Raw genomic sequence first — 20,744 nt, 5'->3', positions numbered from 1 at the left:
TCCCGCCTCAGTAACGGATCTTGGGATCAAGCAAGGCATAAGCCAGGTCGACCAGCAGGTTGAGCGTCACGGCGATCACGGTCACCAGCACCACCAGGCCCAGCACCAGGGTGTAGTCGCGGTTGGCGGCGCCGTTGACGATGAGCTTGCCTATGCCCGGCAGCGAGAACACCGATTCGGTCACGATGGCCGAGGTGATCGAGGAGATCGCCAGCGGGCCCATGACGGACACCACCGGCAGCAGCGCGGGCTTGAGGGCGTGGCGCAGGATGATGGTGTGCGTGGGCAGGCCCTTGGCGCGCGCGGTGCGTATGAAGTTGCTGTGCAGCACCTCGATCAGGCTGCCGCGCATGACGCGCCCTATGGTGGCCACATTGATGAAGATCAGCAGCAGCATGGGCAGCACCATGAAGCGCGGCGAAAAATCGTCCCAGCCGCCGGCCGGCGCGACCTTGAGCCAGACCGCGAACACCAGGATCAGCACCGGGCCGATCACAAAAGACGGGAATACATGGCCCGCGTTGCCCAGCAGCATGACCCCGTAGTCGATGGCGCTGTTCTGCCGCAAGGCGGCCATGGTACCGAGGAAGACGCCGACAAACAGGGAGATGACGATGGCACCCCCGCCTATCGCCGCGGAAACCGGCAGCGCCTTGGCCACCAGCTCGTTGACCGACCAGTCGGCATAACGGAAGGAGGCGCCCAGGTCGCCGTGCAGCAGGCTGTTGAGGTAATACAGGTACTGCTGCCAGAGCGGAAGGTCGAGGTGGTACTTGGCCTGCAGGTTGGCCAGCACCGCGGCGGACACCTTGCGCTCCTCATCGAAAGGGCCGCCGGGCGTGCCGTGCAGCAGGAGGTAGCAGACGGTGACCACGGCCAGCAAGGTCGGAAGGGTCGCCAGGACGCGCCTGAAGGCGTATGACCACATGAGGATATCTCCGGGCTAGTGTGAACGCATGAGCGCATGAAGGCCTGGGCCGGGTACAGCTTGGCCCTGAACGGCCGGCATGGCGTCAGAAAGATCTTGGAAAGCGGTGAATAGCAGGCCAGGGACAGGCAGGCGCGCGGCGGCGCCTGCCGGGCCCGGCCCGCCCTCAATGCTTGATGATGTACAGGTCCTTGCCGCGGTAGCGGTCCAGCGCGTTGGTGGTCGAGTAACCGCCCACATAGGGCTTGACCAGTCGCGGCACGGTGTACTGCAGCAGCGGGATGATGGGGTAGTCTTCCATGATCATCTTCGCCGCCTGGGTCAGCAGGACCTTGCGCTTGGCCGGGTCCAGTTGCTGGTTGCCTTCGTCGATCAGCGCGGAGGCCTTGCGATTGCAGCTGTTGTGGTAGTTCTGGTCGGAGTCGCACTGCACCAGGGTCAACCAGGTGGTGGCGTCGTTGTAGTCGGCGATCCAGCCGTTGCGGGCAATCTGGTAGTCCTTGTCGGTGCGCTTCTTGATCAGCACCTTGAACTCCATGGCCTCGAGTTCAACCTCCAGGCCCAGCTTGGTCTTCCACTCGGAGGCCGCGAAGATGGCCATCTTCTTGTGGTAATCACTGGTGTTGTAGGAGAACTTGAGTTTGGTGCCGGGCGGCAGCGCGGCTTCATTGAGCAGCTTCTTGGCTTCGGCAATGCGCTTGTCGGCGGGCCACTTGGCCCAGTCGTAGGCTGTCACGTCGGCGCCCGAGGTGCCCTTGACGATCACGCCGTAAGCCGGGGTCTGCCCGTCGGCCGTGACGCGCTGCGCCAGGATGTCGCGGTCCAGCGCCATGGACAGCGCCTTGCGCACGCGGATGTCCTTGAGGGCCGGGTCGGCGTTGTTGAGCGAGTAGTAGCGCAGGCCCAGCATGTCGGTGTTGCGGATCTCCTTGGGGTACTGCGCCTTGTACTTGTCGTAGGTGCCGGGGGGGAGCTGGTAGACCCAGTCGTTTTCGCCCGACTCATAGAGCTTGACGTCGGCATTGCCGTCCTCGACCGAGAGGTAGGTGACCTTGGTCAGCTGGACGTTCTTCGCATCCCAGTAAGCGGGGTTCTTGGCCAGGATGATCTTGCTGTTGACCTGCCAGTCCTTGAGCGAGAAGGCGCCGTTGTTCACCATGTTGGCGGGCCGGGTCCAGTCCTTGCCGAATTTTTCGATGGTGGCCTTGTGCAGGGGCGCGAGCTGGGGGTTGGACACGACCTCGGGCAGGAAGTTGACCGGGAAAGGCGTCTTGATTTCCAGCGTGTAGGGGTCGATGGCCTTGACGCCCAGTTCGGTGACGGGCTTCTTGCCTTCGATGATCTCTTTGGCATTGAGCAGGAAGACGCCGTAGGTGGAGGCGTATTTGGAAGCGGTCGCCGGGTCGACGAAGCGGCGCATGCTGTAGATGAAGTCGTCGGCGGTCACAGCGTCGCCGTTGGACCACTTGGCGTTCTTGCGCAGCTTGAAGACCCAGGTTTGCGGGTCGACCTGCTTCCAGCTTTCCGCCACGCCGGGAACGATCTTGCCGTTGTTATCCGCGGCGCACAGGCCTTCGAACATGTCGCGGATCACGTTGTTGGCCGGCACGCCCGTCGCCAGCGCGGCGTCCAGGGTTTCGGGCTCGGAGCCGTTGTTGCGGACCAGTTCCTGGGTCTCATGCAGTTTCACGCCGGCGGGCACGTTGGCCGCGGCGGCCAGGCCGGCACAGGCCAGCAGCGCGGCGCCGGCCAGGGTTTTCATCGTCCAGTTTGAGTTCATGCTTGTTTGCACTCCCGAATAAAAAACCGGCGGGCTTATGGCCCGCCGTGGTGGATGGAGCATCTCGCCTCCCATCGGAGGCTAGACGTTTGGCCTGTCGGTCGGCGCGAATATACCGCCGCCCCCGAGGCCGCTTCGTAGGGAGTAACCCTTCAGCAATTAGCATGCCGTGTCGCTTAAGAGACCTCGCAGGGCAAGGCCTGCGTGGATACATTCGGCACACTTGCTCACAAATAAAGATGGGGTGCATGGCGGCGTCGCACCGCGGCCGGGAAAACCGGCAAAAAAAAGCCCGCCCCCAGAACGGGGAGCGGGCGGCCGGGATTTAACGGCGGACGGGTTTAGCGGCTGAGCTGGGTGTCGGCCTTCAGGCTCAGGGCCTCTTCAGGGGGCGGCTCCTTCCAGCCGCCGCCCAGCGTCTTGTAGAGCGTGACCTGGCTTTGCAGCTGGGCCAGGCGGGTCTGCACCACGGCCTGGCGCGCGGTGAACAGCGCGCGCTGGGCATCGAGCTGGTCCAGGTAGCTGGCCACCCCGTTCTGGTAGCGCAGGTCGGCCAGCTTGAAGCGCGTGGCTTCGGCGTTGGCCTGGGCCTGCTGGGCGCGCAGCTGCTCGCCCAGGGTGGCTCGGCCGGCCAGGGCATCGGCGACTTCGCGGAAAGCCGTCTGTATGGATTTTTCGTACTGGGCGATGGCGATGTCGCGCCCGGCGTTGGCCGAATCCAGGCCCGCGCGGTTGCGGCCCGCGTCAAACAGCGGCAGGATCAGCTGCGGCGCCATGGTCCAGCCGTAGGAGCCGCTCTTGAAAAGGCCGTTCAGATGCGAGCTGGCGCTGCCGGCGCTGGCCGTGAGCGAAATGCGCGGAAAAAAGGCCGCGCGCGCCGCGCCTATGTCGGCGTTGGCGGACAGCAGCTGCTGCTCGGCCTGGCGCACGTCGGGGCGCCGGGTCAGCAGGTCAGAAGGCAGGCCGGCGGGCACGTCGACCATCATGGGCGCATCGGCCAGGCCCTTGCCGGCCGGCAGGGCCACGGCCAGTTCGCCGGTGAGCGGCTGGCCTATCAGCAAGGTCAGGGCGTTCTGGTCCAGCGCGCGCTGGCGCACCTGCTGGGCCAGCGAGACGCGTGCCGCCTCGGTCAGCGATTCGGCCTGGCGGAAGTCCAGTTCGGAGCTGACGCCGTTGTCAAAACGCAGCTTGCTGAGCTTGAAGGATTCCTCGCGCGTGACCAGCGTCTGCTGCGTGATCGCCAGCAGTTCCTCGTCGGCCAGCAGGCTCAGGTAGGTGTTGGCCACCGCGGCGATCAGGCTGATCTGGGTAGTCTTGCGCCCTTCTTCCGTCGCCAGGTACTGCGCCAGCGCCGACTCCTTGAGGGCGGCGACGCGGCCGAAGAAGTCCAGCTCGTAGGAGGTCATGATCAACCCGCCGGTGTAGGCGCTGGTGATGCTGCCGTTGCCGTTGGCATTGGGCTGGCGCGAACCGGTGATGCCGGCGTTGATGGTCGGGAACTGGTCGGCGCGCCGTATCCGGTACTGCGCGCGCGCCTGCTCGATGTTGAGCACGGCGATGCGCAGGTCGCGGTTGTTGCGCAGCGCCGCGTCGATCAGTTTGCGCAGCTGCGGGTCGCTGAAGAAGGTCTGCCACTCGATGTCGGCCGCGGCCGGCGTGTTGGCGGTGGCGGAACTACCCGTGGTGGTCTGCGCCGACCCGGCGATCCAGCCCGAGGCGGTGGGGTATTGGTCGGCCACCGGGGCGGCCGGCCGCTCGTACTTCGGGATCATGGAGCAGCCGGCGAGCAGCGCCGCCGCGCCCAGCGCCAGAAGCTGCGGGAACCTGGATGGGGATTTACTCATGGGCCTTACCTTCATTTCCTTCCTCTCCGGTGATGCCCGCCGCCTTGGCATGCTCGGAATACATCCTGTTTTGCCGTTCGCTGCCCTTGAAGAGGCCGCGCACCACCACGAAGAACACGGGAACAAAAATCACGGCCAGGGCCGTGCCGGTGACCATGCCGCCTATCACGCCGGTGCCGATGGCGCGCTGGCTCGCCGAGCCCGCGCCCGAGGCGATCACCAGCGGCACCACGCCCAGCCCGAAGGCCAGCGAGGTCATGATGATGGGGCGGAAACGCAGGTGGGCCGCCGCCAGGGCGGACTCGATCACGCTGCGGCCCTGGGCCTGCAGGTCCTTGGCGAACTCGATGATCAGAATCGCGTTCTTCGCCGACAGGCCAATGATGGTGATCAGGCCGACCTGGAAGTACACGTCGTTCGCATAGCCGCGGAACAAGGTGGCCAGCAGCACGCCGATCACGCCCAGCGGCACGACCAGGATCACCGCCAGCGGGATGCTCCAGCTCTCGTACAGGGCGGCCAGGCAGAGGAACACCGCCAGGATGGCGAAGCCGTAGAGCAGCGTGGCCTGGGAACCGGCGAGCTTTTCCTCGCGCGACTGGCCGGTCCATTCAAAGCCGAAGCCCTGCGGCAGCTGGGCCGCGAGTTTTTCCATCTCGGCCATGGCGGCGCCGGTGCTGTAGCCCGGCGCGGCGCTGCCGCCTATGCGCATCGCGGGGTAGCCGTTGTAGCGCACCGTCTGCATCGCGCCGGTGATCCAGCGCGTGGTGGCAAACGCCGATAGCGGCACGGGCTGCCCCTTGCTGTTGCTGGCGTTGAGCCTGAGCAGGTGGTCGGGCTGCATGCGCGCCGGCGCATCGGCCTGCACCACCACGCGCTGCAGGCGGCCCTGGTTCGGGAAGTCGTTCACATAGCTTGAACCCAGCGAGGTCGACAGCACCGAGTTGATCGAGTCGAAGGTGACGCCCAGCGCGTTGGCCTTGTCGCGGTCTATGTCGATCTGCAGCTGCGGCGCGTCTTCCAGGCCGTCGGGGCGCACCTGCGCGAGGACCGGGCTCTTGGAAGCCATGCCCAGCAACTGGTTGCGCGCGTTGACGAGCGCCTGGTGGCCCGCACCGCCGCGGTCCTGCAGGCGGAAGCTGAAGCCCGAGGCCGTGCCCAGCTCCGGAATCGGCGGCGGGCTCAGCGGGTAGATGAAGGCGTCGCGCACGCCCATGAGCGCGCCAAAGGCGCGGCCCGCCACGGCGCTGGCCGAGTGCGCGTCGCCGTCGCGCTCCTTCCAGTCCTTGAGTGTCACAAAGGCGAGCGCCGCGTTCTGGCCCTGGCCGGAGAAGCTGAAGCCCAGCACGCCGACCATGCTTTCGACCTCGGGCTGCTTGAGCATGAAACCTTCAACGGTCTGCATCACCGACAGCGTGCGCTCGTAGGTCGCGCCCGGCGGCAGCTGCACGTTGACCAGCAGGTTGCCCTGGTCTTCGTTGGGCAGGAAGGAGGTCGGCAGGCGCAGGTAGACCACCGCGACCGCGCCAATGATGGCCACGTAGATGATGAGGTAACGCGCCGCGCGCTTGAGGATGCGCGCGACAACGCCTTCATAGCTCTTGGCGGTGCGCGAGAAACCGCGGTTGAACCAGCCGAAGAAGCCGGTCTTGGCGTGGTGGTGCCCGGCCTCGACGGGCTTGAGCAGCGTGGCGCACAGCGCCGGCGTGAGCGACAGGGCCATGAAGGCCGAGAAGGCGATGGACGACACCATCACCGCCGAGAACTGGCGGTAGATGTTGCCGGTCGAGCCCGCGAAGAAGGCCAGCGGCACGAACACCGAGATCAGCACCACGGTCACGCCGATGATGGCGCCCGAAATCTGCTGCATGGCCTTGCGCGTGGCTTCCAGCGGCGGCAGGCCCTCCTCGGTCATGATGCGCTCGACGTTCTCGACCACCACAATCGCATCGTCCACCACGATACCGATGACCAGCACCATGCCGAACATGGTCAGCACGTTGATCGAAAAACCCAGCGCCAGCAAGGTGGCAAAAGTGCCCAGCAGCGCGATAGGCACAACGATGGTCGGGATGATGGTGTAGCGCCAGTTCTGCAGGAACAGGAACATCACCAGGAACACCAGGGCCACAGCCTCGAACAGGGTCTCGGCCACTTGCGAGATCGAGATCTTGACGAAACGCGAGCTGTCGTAGGGGATGCTCCACTTCATGCCCTGCGGGAAATAGCGCTCAAGCTCGGTCATCTTGGCGCGCACGGCCTGGGCCGAAGCCAGGGCATTGCCGCTGGGCGCGAGCTGCACGCCGATACCGATGGCCTGCTTGCCGTTCAGGCGCGCCGAGGTCGCATAGGACTGGCCGCCCAGCTCGATGCGCGCGACGTCCTTCAGGCGCACCGACGAGCCGTCGGTGTTGGCGCGCAGCACGATGTTGCCGAACTGCTCGACATTGGCGAGCTGGCCGTTGACCACCACGGTGGCCGCGATGCCCTGCCCCGCCACGTTGGGCCGGTCGCCTATGCTGCCGGCGGACACCTGGGCGTTCTGCGCGCGGATCGCGGTGTTGACGTCGTTGGCCGAGAGGCTGACGCCCTGCAGCTTGGCCGGGTCCAGCCAGATGCGCATGGCGCGCTCGCTACCGAACAGCTGGGCCTGGCCTATGCCCTTGACGCGCTGCAGCTCGGGCACGATGTTGCGCGAGGCATAGTCGCCCAGCGCAATGGGGTCATGCGCGGGGTTGTCGGACGAGAGCATGGTGAACAGCAGGAAGTTGGAACGCGACTTGTCGACACGCACGCCTTGCTGCGTCACCGCGGCGGGCAGGCGCGGCGAGGCGCGCGAGAGCCGGTTCTGCACGTCCACCTGCGCCAAGTCGGCGTTGGTGCCGGGCTCAAAGCTCAGCGTGATGCTGCCGGTGCCGTCGGCCTGCGCGACCGATTCCATGTAAATGAGGCCGGGCGAACCGTTCATTTCGCGCTCTATCACCGACAGCACGCTGTCCTCCAGCGTCTGGGCCGAAGCGCCCGGGTAGGCAGTGCTGACGACGATGGCGGGCGGCGCCACGGGCGGGTACTGGGCGATCGGCAGCTGCGTGATCGCCACGCCGCCCACCACCAGGATGAACAGTGCGATCACCCAGGCAAAGATCGGCCGGTCAATAAAAAACTTGGCCATGTGCGGGGCTCCTTACTTCGCTGCCGCGGATGCGGCGGAAGCGGCGGGTTTCGCGGCGGATGCGGCCGATGCCGGGGCCGCCGGGGCGGAAGCCGCGCCGGCGGCGGGCTTGGCGCCGGGCGCCTGCCACGGCACGGGCTTGACCGTGGCGCCGGGCTGCAGTTTCTGGAAGCCGTCGACCATGACCTGCTCACCGGTCTTCAGGCCGTCCAGCACCACCCACTGGTTGCCCTGGGCCGAGCCTATCTTGATGGGGCGCGGGCTGACCTTGCCGTCGGCCCCCACCACCATGACCGTATCGCCCTGCGCGGTGCGCGTGACGGCCTGCTGCGGCAAGGTGATGGCATTGCTGACCTGCGCCTGCTCCAGGCGCACGCGCACATAAAGGCCGGGCAACAGCTGGCCGCCAGGGTTGGGGACTTCGGCGCGCAAGGTCACCTGCCCGGTCGTGGCGTCCACCGTCAGGTCGGAAAACAGCAGGCGGCCGGGGCGCGCGTATTCGCTGCCGTCTTCAAGCACGATGCGCACGCTGGCGGCCTCGGCGCCGCTGGCGCGTTTGAACTGTCCGCTGTCCATCGCGGCGCGCAGCTTCATGATCTCGGGCGCCGACTGCGTGAAGTTGACGTACATGGGATTGATCTGCTGGACCACCGCGAGCTGCGTGGCTTCGCCCTGCCCGACCAACGCGCCCTCAGTCACCAGCGCGCGGCCTATGCGGCCCGAGATAGGCGCCGTCACCGAGGCATAGCCGAGGTTGATATTCGCGGTCTGCACGCTGGCCTTGCCCACGGCCACATCGGCCTCGGCCTGCTTCTGCGCGGCCACGGCGTTGGCGTATTCCTGCTTGCTGACGGCATTGGCCTCCACCAGCGGCTTGTAGCGCTCGGCCAGCGCGCTGGCCTGCGCGAGGTTGGCTTCGGCGCGGGCCTGGCTGGCCTTGGCGCTGGCGGCCGCGGCCGCATAAGGCGCGGGGTCAATGCTGAACAGCTGCTGGCCTGCCTTGACGTCGCTGCCTTCGCGGAACAGCCGCTTTTGCAGGATGCCGGCGGCGCGCGCCCGGACTTCGGCCACGCGTGAGGCCTCCAGGCGGCCGGGCAGCTCGGTGATCAGGCCGACATCGCCCTGGGTCACAGTGACCACACCGACTTCCGCGGGCGGCGGCGCCCCGCCGGGAGCGCCTGCGCCTTTGCCGCATCCGGCCAGAAGCAGGGCCAATGCGGCCGCCGCGGCAAGGGGCTGGTATTTCAGGAATGGGGGGAGTACAAACGAATGGGCAACGCGAGACTTGGGCATGCTATTCCTCGAATTTTTGGGAAAAAAGCGCAAAGCAAAAGACGTAGCCGGCAATTGGGGCACAGCCCATTTGCCGAAAACAAAAAGAATAAGGGTTTTTGCGAGTGTTATAGTTTACATACATTTGTGAATGTATAACAAAAATCCAGAAATTCACCTTGGAGGCAGTCAATGGCCCGTCGAACAAAAGAAGAGGCTCTGGCCACGCGCCACAAGCTGCTGGACGCGGCTGAGCACCTGTTTCAGGCGCAAGGGGTGTCGCGCACCAGCCTGCAGGACATCGCCAGGCGCGCCGGCGCCACCCGCGGCGCGGTCTACTGGCATTTCAAGGACAAGGCGGACCTGTTCAACGCGATGATTGATCGGGTCACGCTGCCCATGGAAGAGTCCTTCCACCATGAGACCGAACAACAGGAAGCCCCGGGCCCGGATGGCGGGGCCGGCCCCAACGCCATAGACCGGATACGGCTGTCCACCATCAATGCTTTACGGCACATCGTGACCGATATGCAGACCCGCCGGGTGTTCGAGGTCGCGACCCAGAAAGTCGAATATGTGGAGGAACTGCAGGCCGTGCGGCTTCGCCACCTCAGGGTGCGCAACGGCTTCGTGGAACGCATAGCGCAAAGCCTGGGAATCGCCGCGGAGCAGATGAAGCTTGCCTTGCCGGTGCCGGCATCGGTGGGAGCGCAGGGCCTGCATGCGCTGATCGACGGGCTGATCCAGAACTGGCTGCTGGACCCGCAGGCTTTTGACCTGCTGGAGGTCGGCCAGTGCGCGATCGACGTTTATTTGCGCGGCCTGGGATTTCCCGGGGAAACGCAGGGCGCCACGGCCCCCTGCGGCACGTCCAAACCCGCTTAGTGCAGATGCCGGGGCTTGCGCCCGCCGCCGTGGCCTGAGCCGCCCTGCGGCCCGCCCAGTCCCCGTGGCGGCTTGCCGAGCTGCATGGAGTTGACCAGGGCGTCAAAACGCTGCTCGAACAACCTGTCGACCGCCGCGACGACTTCGCCGAGTTCGGAGCCGTCGAAGTGGCGCTCCATCAGGCCAATCATGTCCTGCACCAGCAAGTCGCGCTGCACCTGCATGATGGCGGCCGGCGTCGGGCCGACGAAGTACATCGCGAAGTCGTCGCGCGCTTCTTCATCCTCGTCGCCCTCCTCCTCATCGAAGTCGGAGTCGTAGAAGGTCACCTCGATGGGTGCGCCCGCCTCGGCGAGGTCGTTCAGGCCCATGCACATTTCGTCCAGGGCCTGGCGGAAATCCTCGTCACCCGGCACGGTCCAGCACATCTGCAGCAGGTGTTTATGAACGTCGAAGCGGATGCCCGGCTCTTCTTCATAGGCGCTCGCGGCGGCGGCCGCCAGGGATTTGGAGCCCGTGTACTTCCACAGCGGCTTCAGGGCCTCCTGCAGCTGCTCAAAGGTAACTTCCACACGCAAAGGCACTTCGCCGTGCACGTGGATCTCAAAAGGTGTGTTGTAGCGGGACATGATGGAATTTATCTTACCCAGTTTTCGAAGGCGTGCCCGGCGCATGGGTGAGCCGCTGTGCTGTGGTGCCTGAGACCGGAATCGAACCGGTACGCCCGCTATTCACGAAGCGGCGGATTTTAAGTCCGCTGTGTCTACCTATTTCACCACTCAGGCTCAAACGCTTTATTTCAAAGGCCCCGTGCAAACATCCGGCCCGGCGTCTCTGGCCTATTGTCAAACAAAAAAGCCCCATGGCTGGGGCTGATTGCAGGGTTCGATGGAGGCGCGGCCCGGAGTCGAACCGGGCTAGCCGGATTTGCAATCCGGTACATAACCGCTTTGTTACCGCGCCGTATTCTGTCTGCCACCGGCTTCGGCACCATGGCCTTGCCGACTATCCGTGAAACCCCAATGAAAAAGGACAGCATTTTGAAGTGCTGCCCTTTGAATTGGAGCGGGAGAAGAGTCTCGAACTCTCGACCTCAACCTTGGCAAGGTTGCGCTCTACCAACTGAGCTACTCCCGCGATAACAGCCTCAAATTATAGCGTAGTTTTTCGGCTTTTCCAAACTGTCCAAAAAAACTTTGCGAAAGATTCAATGTTTGACCGTGCCCGCGGCTTCCGCCGGCGCAGCCGCTGCGGCCTGCGCGGCAACGGCGGCCTCTTCGTCCGTCAGGGGAACAGGCTGGCGCTCCAGCGCAACCTGCAGCACCTGGTCTATCCATTTCACCGGCACGATCTCCAGGCCGCTTTTGACGTTGTCGGGAATCTCCTGCAGGTCCTTGGCGTTTTCTTCGGGGATCAACACCGTCTTGATGCCGCCCCGCAAGGCCGCCAGCAGTTTTTCCTTCAGGCCGCCGATCGCGGTGACTTCACCACGCAGCGTGATCTCGCCCGTCATGGCCACGTCGCCGCGCACCGGGATGCCGGTCAATGCGGACACAAAGGCCGTCGTCATCGCGGCGCCGGCGCTCGGGCCGTCCTTGGGCGTCGCGCCGTCGGGCACGTGGATGTGGATGTCACGCTTTTCGAACATCTCGTCCTTGATGCCCAGCACCTTGGCGCGGCTGCGCACCACCGTGCGCGCGGCTTCCACGGACTCTTTCATGACGTCGCCGAGCGATCCGGTGCGCGTGATCACGCCCTTGCCGGGCATGATGGCAGCCTCAATGGTCAGCAGGTCGCCGCCGACTTCGGTCCATGCCAGGCCCACGACCTGGCCGACCTGGTTCTGCTGCTCGGCGCGGCCGTAGTTGTATTTGCGCACGCCCAGGAACTCGTTGAGGTTGTCCGGCGTGACCACGACCTTGGGCTCCATCTTCTTGAGCTGTATGCCCTTGATGACCTTGCGGCAGATCTTGGAGAGTTCGCGCTCCAGCGAACGCACGCCGGCTTCGCGCGTGTAGTAGCGCACGATGTCGCGCACGGCCTGCTCCTGCACCTCGAGCTCACCTTCCTTCACGCCGTTGTTCTTGACCTGCTTGGGCAGCAGGTAGCGCATGGCGATGCTGGTTTTTTCGTCCTCGGTATAGCCGGACAGGCGTATGACTTCCATGCGGTCCAGCAGGGCCGGAGGAATGTTCATCGAGTTCGAGGTGGCCACGAACATCACGTCGCTGAGGTCGAAGTCGACCTCGACGTAGTGGTCGCCGAAGGTGTGGTTCTGCTCCGGGTCCAGCACTTCCAGCAAGGCGCTGGAAGGGTCGCCGCGGAAGTCGGTGCCCAGCTTGTCGATCTCGTCGAGCAGGAACAGCGGGTTGCGCGTGCCGGCCTTGGTCAGGCTTTGCAGTACCTTGCCCGGCAAGGCACCGATATAAGTGCGGCGATGGCCGCGGATTTCCGCCTCGTCGCGCATGCCGCCCAGGGCCATGCGCACATACTTGCGGCCCGTCGCCTTGGCGATGGACTGGCCCAGCGAGGTCTTGCCCACGCCAGGAGGCCCGACCAGGCACAGGATGGGCGCCTTGAGCTTGTCGACGCGCTGCTGCACCGCGAGGTATTCGACGATGCGGTCCTTGACCTTCTCGAGCCCGTAGTGGTCTTCGTTAAGCACGTTCTCGGCATTGCCCAAGTCGTGCTTGATCTTGGTCTTTTTGCTCCAGGGCAGGCCGGTCAGCACGTCGATGTAGGTGCGCACCACGGTCGCCTCGGCGGACATGGGCGACATGAGCTTGAGTTTCTTGAGCTCGCTCTCGGCCTTTTTACGGGCTTCCTGCGGCATCTTGGCGGACTTGATCTTTTTCTCGATCTCTTCGATGTCGGCGCCCTCTTCGCCTTCGCCCAGTTCCTTCTGGATGGCCTTGACCTGTTCGTTGAGGTAGAAGTCGCGCTGGTTCTTTTCCATCTGGCGCTTCACGCGGCCGCGGATCTTCTTGTCGACGTTGAGGATGTCGACTTCGCGCTCGAGCTGCTCATAAAGGTTTTCGAGCCGCGCCTTGACGTTGGCCAGGTCCAGGATGACCTGCTTCGCGTCAAGCTTGAGCGGCAGGTGCGCGGCGATCGTGTCGGCCAGGCGGCCGGCATCGTCGATGCTGGAGATCGAGGTGAGGATCTCGGGCGGGATTTTTTTGTTCAGTTTGACGTAGTGGTCGAACTGCTGCATCACGGCCCGGCGCAAGGCCTCGATTTCGCTGGTCTTGTCGCCGGCGATCACGGCCACGGTTTCGACGGGCGTGACGTTGGCCGAGAAATGCTGCTCGCCTTCTTCAATCTTGTTGACACTGGCGCGCTGCTGGCCTTCAACCAGCACCTTCACGGTGCCGTCGGGCAGCTTGAGCAGTTGCAGGATGGTGGCCACGCAACCGACCTCGAACATGTCCTCGACCGAGGGCTCGTCCTTGGCGGCGGCTTTTTGCGCCACCAGCATGATGCGGCGCTCGGCTTCCATGGCCGACTCCAGCGCCTTGATGCTCTTGGGGCGACCCACGAACAGCGGGATCACCATGTGCGGAAAGACCACCACGTCCCGCAAAGGCAGGAGGGGAAGGTCAATGGGGGTGGAAGGCAATGAAGTTTGTCCGGACATATAAACCTTAAACGTTAGCCGTGACGGCCAGTTGCATGGCCCGGCGAAACACAATCAACCCAGACATGGGGCGCAGGGGAGCGCTTTTCAAGCATTCCGGCCAGCCTTTGGGGGATTCAGGCTTTCTTGGCCGCTTCACGGTACACGAGCAGGGGGGCCTTGTTTTCTTCGATTGTGGACTCGTCCACAACAACCTTGTCCACATTGCTGGCATTGGGCAGGTCAAACATGGTGTCGATCAGCGACTGCTCCAGGATGGAGCGCAGGCCGCGCGCGCCGGTCTTGCGCGCCAGGGCCTTGCGCGCAATCGCCTTGAGCGCGGAGGGGCGAATCTCGAGGTCAACCCCTTCCATGGCCAGCAGCTTGCTGAACTGCTTGACGACGGCGTTCTTGGGCTCGGTCAGGATCTGCACCAAGGCGTCTTCGCTGAGCTCGGCCAGCGTGGCGACCACGGGCATGCGGCCGACCAGTTCGGGGATCAGTCCGAACTTGATCAGGTCTTCCGGCTCGACTTCCTTGAAGGCTTCGGTCAGGGTGCGGGATTTCTTGCTCTTGACGGTCGCGCCAAAACCCATGCCCGAGGCTTCCGTGCGGCTTTCGATGACTTTTTCCAGGCCGGCGAAGGCGCCGCCGCAGATGAACAGGATGTTGGTGGTGTCCACCTGCAGGAAATCCTGGTTCGGGTGCTTGCGGCCGCCCTGCGGCGGCACCGAGGCCATGGTGCCTTCGATCAGCTTGAGCAGCGCCTGCTGAACGCCCTCGCCCGACACGTCGCGCGTGATGGACGGGTTGTCGGACTTGCGCGAGATTTTGTCGATTTCGTCGATGTAGACGATGCCCTGCTGGGCGCGCTCGACCTCATAGTTGCAGCTCTGCAGCAGCTTCTGGATGATGTTTTCGACGTCCTCGCCCACATAGCCGGCTTCGGTCAGCGTGGTGGCGTCGGCCATCACGAAGGGCACATTGAGGGTGCGCGCCAGCGTCTGGGCCAGCAGGGTCTTGCCCGAGCCGGTGGGACCGATCAGCAGGATATTGCTCTTGGTCAGCTCCACGTCGTCTTTTTTGGCTTTTTCCTTGTGGCGCAGGCGCTTGTAGTGGTTGTAGACGGCCACGGCCAGCGTGCGCTTAGCCGGTTCCTGTCCGATCACATAGCCGTCCAGGGTTCCCTTGATTTCCAGGGGCGTGGGCAAATCGGTGCGGGTTTCGCGGACATCTTCGCCGGCGGGGAGTTCGTCGCGAATGATCTCGTTGCAGAGATCGATGCATTCGTCGCAAATGAATACCGAGGGGCCAGCGATCAGTTTTTTGACTTCGTGCTGACTTTTACCGCAAAAAGAGCAGTGCAAAGTCTTTTCGCTGGAGGAGCCTTTTTTCTCGGCCATTGGTGGGGATGCCTTTAAGGAGCCTGAAGGGAACTGTTACCTAATGATAACCAATAAAAAAACGGCGTTTCTGTTACAGAAAACGCCGTTGTTGCAGAGCAACTTGAGGAGGTTCTGGGCCGGCTGGCCGGTTTTACCGCCCTGGGACGCTTAAGGCCGCTTGGCGATGACCTGGTCGACCAGGCCGTATTCCTTGGCGTCGTCCGCGAACATGAAGTAGTCGCGCTCGGTGTCGCGCTCGATCTTTTCGATCGGCTGGCCGGTATTGGCCGCCAGGATGCGGTTGAGCTGGTCGCGCGTCTTGAGGATGTCGCGGGCGTGGATTTCGATGTCCGTCGCCTGGCCCTGGGCACCGCCCGAGGGCTGGTGGATCATCACGCGCGAATTCGGCAGCGAGAAGCGCTTGCCCTTGGCGCCGGCCGACAGCAGGAAAGCGCCCATGCTGGCCGCCATGCCCACGCAGAGCGTGGAAACGTCGGGCTTGATGAACTGCATGGTGTCGTAAATCGCCATGCCGGCGGTGACGGAGCCGCCCGGCGAGTTGATGTAGAAGGAAATGTCCTTGTCCGGGTTTTCGCTTTCCAGGAACAGGAGCTGGGCCACCACCAGGTTGGCCGTCTGGTCGTTGACCGGGCCCACCAGGAAGATCACGCGTTCCTTGAGCAGGCGCGAATAAATGTCGTAGGAGCGCTCGCCGCGACCGGATTGCTCGATGACCATGGGCACCATGCCCAGGCCTTGCGCATCCAGGGCGCCGGCTTGCGGGCCGGTATGGGCGCCGCCGTAAATACTGTTTCGGACCATCATGTGTTCTCCAGAGATGTTTGTACTGTACCCAAAAATTCCACCCGGGAATTCCGGCGAAGGCTGGCGGCGCACTCGCGGGCTGCCGATGCCGTAGCCCAAAGAAATTGGGGCCTGCGCCGCAAAGCACAAGCCCCAATGTCAGCAAAGACGCTGAAGAATCAGTTCTGGCCCATCAGGTCGTCAAAGGAAATGGCTTTTTCGGTGACCTTGGCCTTGCCCAGCACGAAGTCCGTGACGTTGTTTTCGATCACAACCGCCTCGACTTCGGCCATGCGGCGGTTGTCGCTCAGGTACCAGCGCACCACGTCCTGCGGTTTTTCGTAGCTGGCGGCCAGCTCTTCGATGTGGGCCTTGAGCTGCTCGGGCTTGGCCTGCAGTTCGTTGGTACGCACCAGTTCGGCCACCACCAGGCCCAGGCGCACGCGCTTTTCGGCTTGCGGGCGGAAGATTTCCTCGGGAATCGGTGCCTTGTCGGCGTCCTTGATGCCGCGCTGCTTGAGGTCGGCGCGCGCGCCTTCAACCATGCGGTCCAGTTCAGCCTGCACGCTGGACTTGGGCAGGTCGAGTTCGGCGTTGGCGACCAGCGCGTCCATCACGGCGTTCTTGTTGCGGGCCAGCAGGCGGAACTTGACTTCGCGCTCGAGGTTTTTCTTGATGTCGGCGCGCAGGCCTTCAACCGTCGCATCGGCAATGCCCAGGGACTTGGCCAGGGCTTCATTGACTTCAGGCAGGTGGGCGGCTTCGATCTTCTTGACGGTCACGAGGAAGTCGGCCTGTTTGCCGGCCACGTCCTTGCCGTGGTAGTCGGCCGGGAAGTTCAGCGGGAAGGTCTTGCTTTCGCCGGTTTTCATGCCGCGCACGGCGTCTTCGAACTCCTTGAGCATCTGGCCGTCGCCGATCAGGAACTGGTAGTCCTCGGCCTTGCCGCCGGCAAAAGGTTCGCCGTCGATCTTGCCTTCAAAGTCGATGGTGGCGCGGTCGCCATCCTGCGCGGGCGCGTCGGCCGCGCGCTGGGCGAAGGTGCGGCGCTGCTTGCGCAGGATGTCCAGGGTCTTGTCGATGGCCGCGTCGCTGACTTCGGCGCTGACTTTTTCGACCTGGGCATTCGACAGGTCGGCGATCTTGACTTCGGGATAGACCTCGAAGACCGCGTCGAACGCGAGTTCGCCTTCGGGAGCGCCTTCTTTTTCGCTGATGCGGGGCTGGCCGGCAACGCGCAGCTTGGCTTCGTTGGCGGCCACGGCGAAGGCTTCACCGACCTTGTCGTTCATGACCTCGTAGTGCACCGAGTAGCCGTAGCGCTGGGCCACGACGTTCATGGGAACCTTGCCGGGACGGAAGCCGTCCATCTTGACCGTGCGGGCCAGGCGCTTGAGGCGGGTGTCAACTTCCGACTGGATGGTGTTGACGGGCAGCGTGAGCGTCATCTTGCGCTCGAGCTTTTCAAGGGTTTCAACAGTCACGGCCATGATGGTCTTCCTAAGATCAAAAAGTAGTCAAAACAGGTTTTCACCTGGCATGTCGCGGGTTTTCCGCAACGACTGAGCGCATGGACGCAAGAACTGCCGCCCGCAAGCCTCAGGGTGGTGCGCGGGGGGGGACTCGAACCCCCACACCATTGCTGGCGTCAGGACCTAAACCTGGTGCGTCTACCAATTTCGCCACCCGCGCGCCGGAAATAAAAACGGGAATCCGAAAAACCTCCGAATCCCCGCTTGAAATCGGTCAACTCTCTATTTTAGCCGTATCGCGCCCGGTTTTTGCGTCCGGGCGCCCAGCCGCAGAGAATCAGGCCGGCAATGGCTTCTCGGCCGCGTGCGGCCCGGCCTGCAGCCTGTCTTCCCGTTTGACCCGGAACCACGCTGCATACATCGCCGGCAAGGCCAGCAAAGTCAGCACCGTCGCCACAATCAGGCCGCCCATGATGGCGACCGCCATCGGCCCCCAGAACACGCTGCGCGACAGCGGGATCATGGCCAGCACGGCGGCGGCGGCCGTTAGCACGATGGGCCGCAGCCGGCGCACGGCCGCCTCGACGATCGCGTTCCAGGTCGGCACGCCGCGGGCACGGTCCTGCTCGATCTGGTCGATCAGGATCACCGAGTTGCGGATGATCATGCCGAACAGCGCGATCACGCCCAGCAGCGCGACGAAACCGAAGGGCCGGTTCAGCACCAGCAACGCCCCGGCCACGCCCGCGATGCCCATGAAGCCCGTCACAAAGGCCAGGATCGAACGGCTGAAGCTGTGCAGTTGCAGCATCAGCAGGGTGAGCACGATAAACAGTGCGACCGGCAGGCCGGCAACAATCGAGGACGAGCCCTTGCTGCTTTCCTCCACCGCGCCGGCCACCTGGATGCGGTAGCCCTGCAGGCCTTTTTCCAGCCATTTCGCTTCCAGCGCCTTGAGCTTGGGCATCAGTTCCTGCGTGACGGTGGCGCCCTGCAGGCCTTCGACGATGTCGCTTTGCACCGTGATGGCGTAGTCGCGGTTCTCGCGCCACATCACGCCCGGCTCCCAGGTGAACACCGGCTTGGCGATTTGCGTGAGCGGAATCGATTTGCCCGACGCCGTGGGCAGGTAGGCGTTGCCGATGTCGGTGATGGCGTTGCGCTCGTCCAGCGGCTGGCGCAGCACGATGTCGATCAGCTTGTCGCCTTCGCGGAACTGGCCCACGGGCGTGCCGGCCAGGATGGTGCGCGAGGCCTGGGCGATCGACTGGCTGGTCACGCCCAGCGCGCGCGCCTTGGCCTGGTCCACCTCCAGGCGCAGCACCTTGACCGATTCATTCCAGTTGTCGTTCACGCCGCGCGTATTGCCGCTTTCGCGCATCACGGCCTTGACCTCGTCGGCGCGCTCGCGCAGCACCAGCGGGTCTATGCCCACCACGCGGAACTGCACCGGATAGGGCACGGGCGGTCCGTTGGGCAGCAGCTTGACGCGGCCGCGCACCTCGGGGAATTCGGTGGCCAGCAGGGCCGGCAGCTTGATGCGCAGCGACTCGCGCACCTTCAGGTCCTTGGGCAGCACGATCATCTGCGAGACATTGGTCTGCGGAAAGACCTGGTCCAGCGGCAGGTAAAAGCGCGGCACGCCCGAGCCCAGCCAGGTGCTGACCGAACTCACGCCCTCTTCCCGCATCAGGCGCTGCTCCACGCGTTTGGCGGTGGCCTCGTTGGCGGCAAAGGAGGTGCCTTCGGGGAACCAGATGTCGACCATGATCTCGGGCCGGCTGGAGTCGGGGAAGAACTGCTGCTGCACCTTGCCCATGCCCACGATGCCCAGCACGAAGATCAGCACGGTGGCGCCTATGGTGAGCCAGCGGTGCTCCACGCACCAGTCCACCGTTTTACGGAAGTTGCTGTAAAACGGGCTGTCGAACATCTCGTGCGGGCTGTCCTTGCCGGCAGCCACCTCCTGCACGTGCGGCGGCACCTTGAGCAGCAGCGTGCCGAGGTAGGGCACGAAGTACACCGACACGATCCAGCTCAGCACCAGCGCGATCACCGTCACCGCGAAAATCGCGAAGGTGTATTCACCGGTGGTGGATTTGGCCAGGCCGATGGGCAAAAAGCCCGTGGCGGTGATCAGCGTGCCCGTCAGCATGGGCATGGCGGTGATCTCATAGGCAAAGGTAGCGGCCCGCACCTTGTCGTAGCCCTCTTCCATCTTGCGCACCATCATCTCGACGGCAATGATGGCGTCGTCCACCAGCAGGCCCAGCGCGATGATCAGCGAGCCCAGCGAAATCTTGTGCAGGCCTATGCCGTAGTACCACATGGCCAGGAAAGTCAGGCTCAGCACCAGCGGGATGGTGATACCCACCACCAGGCCGGGCCGCATGTCGATGTAATAGCGCTTCCAGATCGGCAAGGGGCCAGCCCCGTTGTCCGGGCGTTTGTGAAAGCCCAGGCTGATGAAGCTCACCGCCAGCACGATCACCACGGCCTCGATCAGCACGCGCACGAACTCGTTCACCGAAGTGGACACCGCCTTGGGCTGGTTCTGCACGTTCACCAGCTTGATGCCGGCCGGCAGGGTTTTGTCGATACGGGCCGACAGCGCCGTGAGCGACTTGCCCAGCGCGATGATGTCGCCGCCCTTGGCCATGGACACGCCCAGCGCGATCACTTCCTTGCCCTGGTGGTGCACCTTCACGGAAGGCGGGTCCACATAGCCGCGCTTGATCTCGGCGATGTCGCCCAGCCGCAGCTGGCCGCCCGAGCTGCCGCGTATCGGCATGGCGCGCAACTGCTCTATCACCTCGAACTGGCCCGCCACGCGCACCTGCACCACGTCCAGCGGCGTCTGCACCGCCCCGGCCGCCTCAACGGCGTTTTGCTGGCCGAGCTGGGCCAGCACCTGGTTCAGGTCCAGCCCCAGCTGCGCCAGGCGCTTTTGCGAGATCTCGATAAAGACTTTTTCGTCCTGCACGCCGAAGAGCTCGACCTTGCTCACATCCGGCACGCGCAGCAGTTGCTGGCGCACGTCGTCGGCAAAGGTCTTGAGCTCGGCATAGTTGAAACCGTCGGATTCCAGCGCGTAGATCACGCCGTAGACGTCGCCGAATTCGTCGTTGAAGAAAGGCCCCTGTATACCGCCCGGCAAGGTGCCGCGCATGTCGCCGATTTTTTTGCGCACCGAATACCAGACGTTGGCGACCTCGCTGGGTTTGGAGGAGTCCTTGATCTGGAAAATGATCTGCGACTCGCCGGGCTTGGAATAGCTGCGGATGCGGTCGGCATACGGCGCTTCCTGCAGCGTGCGTTCCAGCTTGTCGGTGACCTGCTCGGCCACCTGCTGCGCCGTGGCGCCCGGCCAGTAGGTGCGCACCACCATGGCGCGGAAGGTGAAAGGCGGATCCTCGTCCTGCCCGAGCTGGAAATAGGACGCGAAGCCCAGGATCATCAGCACCAGCAGCAGGTAGCGCGTGAGCGCCGGATGGTCCAGCGCCCATTTGGAAAGGTTGAAGCGGGTCGAGGGCGAAGCGAGTTCGCCGGCAGGGCTGTTGCCGTCGTGGTGGGCTTGCGTCATGGC

Annotated in this window: 12 protein-coding genes and 4 tRNA genes; 1 reads left to right on the top strand and 15 read right to left on the bottom strand. The window is 64.1% G+C overall.

Features of this window, described 5'->3' with window-relative positions; all coding sequences use genetic code 11:
• Nucleotides 1–7: 7 nt before the first annotated feature.
• The 5 genes from oppB to AC1DUN_RS22485 all read right to left on the bottom strand — a co-directional run bounded on the left by oppB (nucleotide 8) and on the right by AC1DUN_RS22485 (nucleotide 9,017).
• On the bottom strand, nucleotides 8–928 hold the full coding sequence (gene oppB / locus AC1DUN_RS22505) for an oligopeptide ABC transporter permease OppB (RefSeq protein WP_477664555.1): 921 nt from the start codon (nucleotides 926–928) through the stop codon (nucleotides 8–10).
• A gap of 166 nt (nucleotides 929–1,094) precedes the next feature.
• Entirely contained in the window at nucleotides 1,095–2,708 is a 1,614-nt protein-coding gene (locus AC1DUN_RS22500) for a peptide ABC transporter substrate-binding protein (RefSeq protein WP_477715929.1), read from the bottom strand.
• A 341-nt stretch (nucleotides 2,709–3,049) separates the two neighbouring features.
• Nucleotides 3,050–4,552 (bottom strand): efflux transporter outer membrane subunit, encoded by a 1,503-nt coding sequence (locus AC1DUN_RS22495; RefSeq protein ID WP_477715928.1) that lies wholly within the window; start codon nucleotides 4,550–4,552, stop codon nucleotides 3,050–3,052.
• The gene (locus tag AC1DUN_RS22490; protein ID WP_477664558.1) at nucleotides 4,545–7,724 is read right to left on the bottom strand and encodes an efflux RND transporter permease subunit; all 3,180 of its coding nucleotides are present in this window, start codon (nucleotides 7,722–7,724) and stop codon (nucleotides 4,545–4,547) included. Before AC1DUN_RS22490 ends, AC1DUN_RS22495 begins: the two co-directional genes overlap by 8 nt.
• Before the next feature lie 12 nt (nucleotides 7,725–7,736).
• Complete coding sequence (locus AC1DUN_RS22485) at nucleotides 7,737–9,017, bottom strand: efflux RND transporter periplasmic adaptor subunit (RefSeq protein WP_477715927.1); 1,281 nt, start codon at nucleotides 9,015–9,017, stop codon at nucleotides 7,737–7,739.
• 171 nt (nucleotides 9,018–9,188) lie between these two features.
• On the opposite strand from AC1DUN_RS22485, the gene AC1DUN_RS22480 reads away from it, so the two are divergent.
• Complete coding sequence (locus AC1DUN_RS22480) at nucleotides 9,189–9,881, top strand: TetR family transcriptional regulator (RefSeq protein WP_477715926.1); 693 nt, start codon at nucleotides 9,189–9,191, stop codon at nucleotides 9,879–9,881.
• On the opposite strand, the gene AC1DUN_RS22475 is transcribed toward AC1DUN_RS22480, so the two are convergent.
• The 10 genes from AC1DUN_RS22475 to AC1DUN_RS22430 all read right to left on the bottom strand — a co-directional run bounded on the left by AC1DUN_RS22475 (nucleotide 9,878) and on the right by AC1DUN_RS22430 (nucleotide 20,741).
• Nucleotides 9,878–10,510, bottom strand: a complete 633-nt coding sequence (locus tag AC1DUN_RS22475) for a DUF6806 family protein (protein ID WP_007870593.1) — start codon at nucleotides 10,508–10,510, stop codon at nucleotides 9,878–9,880. The genes AC1DUN_RS22480 and AC1DUN_RS22475 overlap by 4 nt on opposite strands.
• Nucleotides 10,511–10,573: 63 nt before the next feature.
• Nucleotides 10,574–10,666 (bottom strand) — tRNA-Leu (locus AC1DUN_RS22470).
• Between the two features lie 104 nt (nucleotides 10,667–10,770).
• Nucleotides 10,771–10,844 (bottom strand) — tRNA-Cys (locus tag AC1DUN_RS22465).
• A 98-nt stretch (nucleotides 10,845–10,942) separates the two neighbouring features.
• A tRNA-Gly gene (locus AC1DUN_RS22460) sits at nucleotides 10,943–11,018 on the bottom strand.
• Between the two features lie 70 nt (nucleotides 11,019–11,088).
• Nucleotides 11,089–13,518 carry an endopeptidase La gene (lon, locus tag AC1DUN_RS22455; protein WP_413328387.1) on the bottom strand — a complete coding sequence of 810 codons (2,430 nt, stop codon included), beginning with the start codon at nucleotides 13,516–13,518 and terminating at the stop codon, nucleotides 11,089–11,091.
• A 116-nt stretch (nucleotides 13,519–13,634) separates the two neighbouring features.
• Nucleotides 13,635–14,900 carry an ATP-dependent Clp protease ATP-binding subunit ClpX gene (gene clpX / locus AC1DUN_RS22450; RefSeq protein WP_477715925.1) on the bottom strand — a complete coding sequence of 422 codons (1,266 nt, stop codon included), beginning with the start codon at nucleotides 14,898–14,900 and terminating at the stop codon, nucleotides 13,635–13,637.
• Nucleotides 14,901–15,050: 150 nt separating this feature from the next.
• The gene (gene clpP / locus AC1DUN_RS22445) at nucleotides 15,051–15,707 is read right to left on the bottom strand and encodes an ATP-dependent Clp endopeptidase proteolytic subunit ClpP (protein ID WP_305790502.1); all 657 of its coding nucleotides are present in this window, start codon (nucleotides 15,705–15,707) and stop codon (nucleotides 15,051–15,053) included.
• 158 nt (nucleotides 15,708–15,865) lie between these two features.
• Nucleotides 15,866–17,176 carry a trigger factor gene (gene tig / locus AC1DUN_RS22440; RefSeq protein ID WP_413328385.1) on the bottom strand — a complete coding sequence of 437 codons (1,311 nt, stop codon included), beginning with the start codon at nucleotides 17,174–17,176 and terminating at the stop codon, nucleotides 15,866–15,868.
• Nucleotides 17,177–17,291: 115 nt separating this feature from the next.
• A tRNA-Leu gene (locus AC1DUN_RS22435) sits at nucleotides 17,292–17,378 on the bottom strand.
• 117 nt (nucleotides 17,379–17,495) lie between these two features.
• Nucleotides 17,496–20,741 carry an efflux RND transporter permease subunit gene (locus AC1DUN_RS22430; protein WP_477715924.1) on the bottom strand — a complete coding sequence of 1,082 codons (3,246 nt, stop codon included), beginning with the start codon at nucleotides 20,739–20,741 and terminating at the stop codon, nucleotides 17,496–17,498.
• Between the last annotated feature and the right edge of the window lie 3 nt (nucleotides 20,742–20,744).

The organism is Polaromonas sp. P4_F6, assembly GCF_056401275.1.
This window is presented reverse-complemented; position numbering and strand designations above follow the sequence as displayed.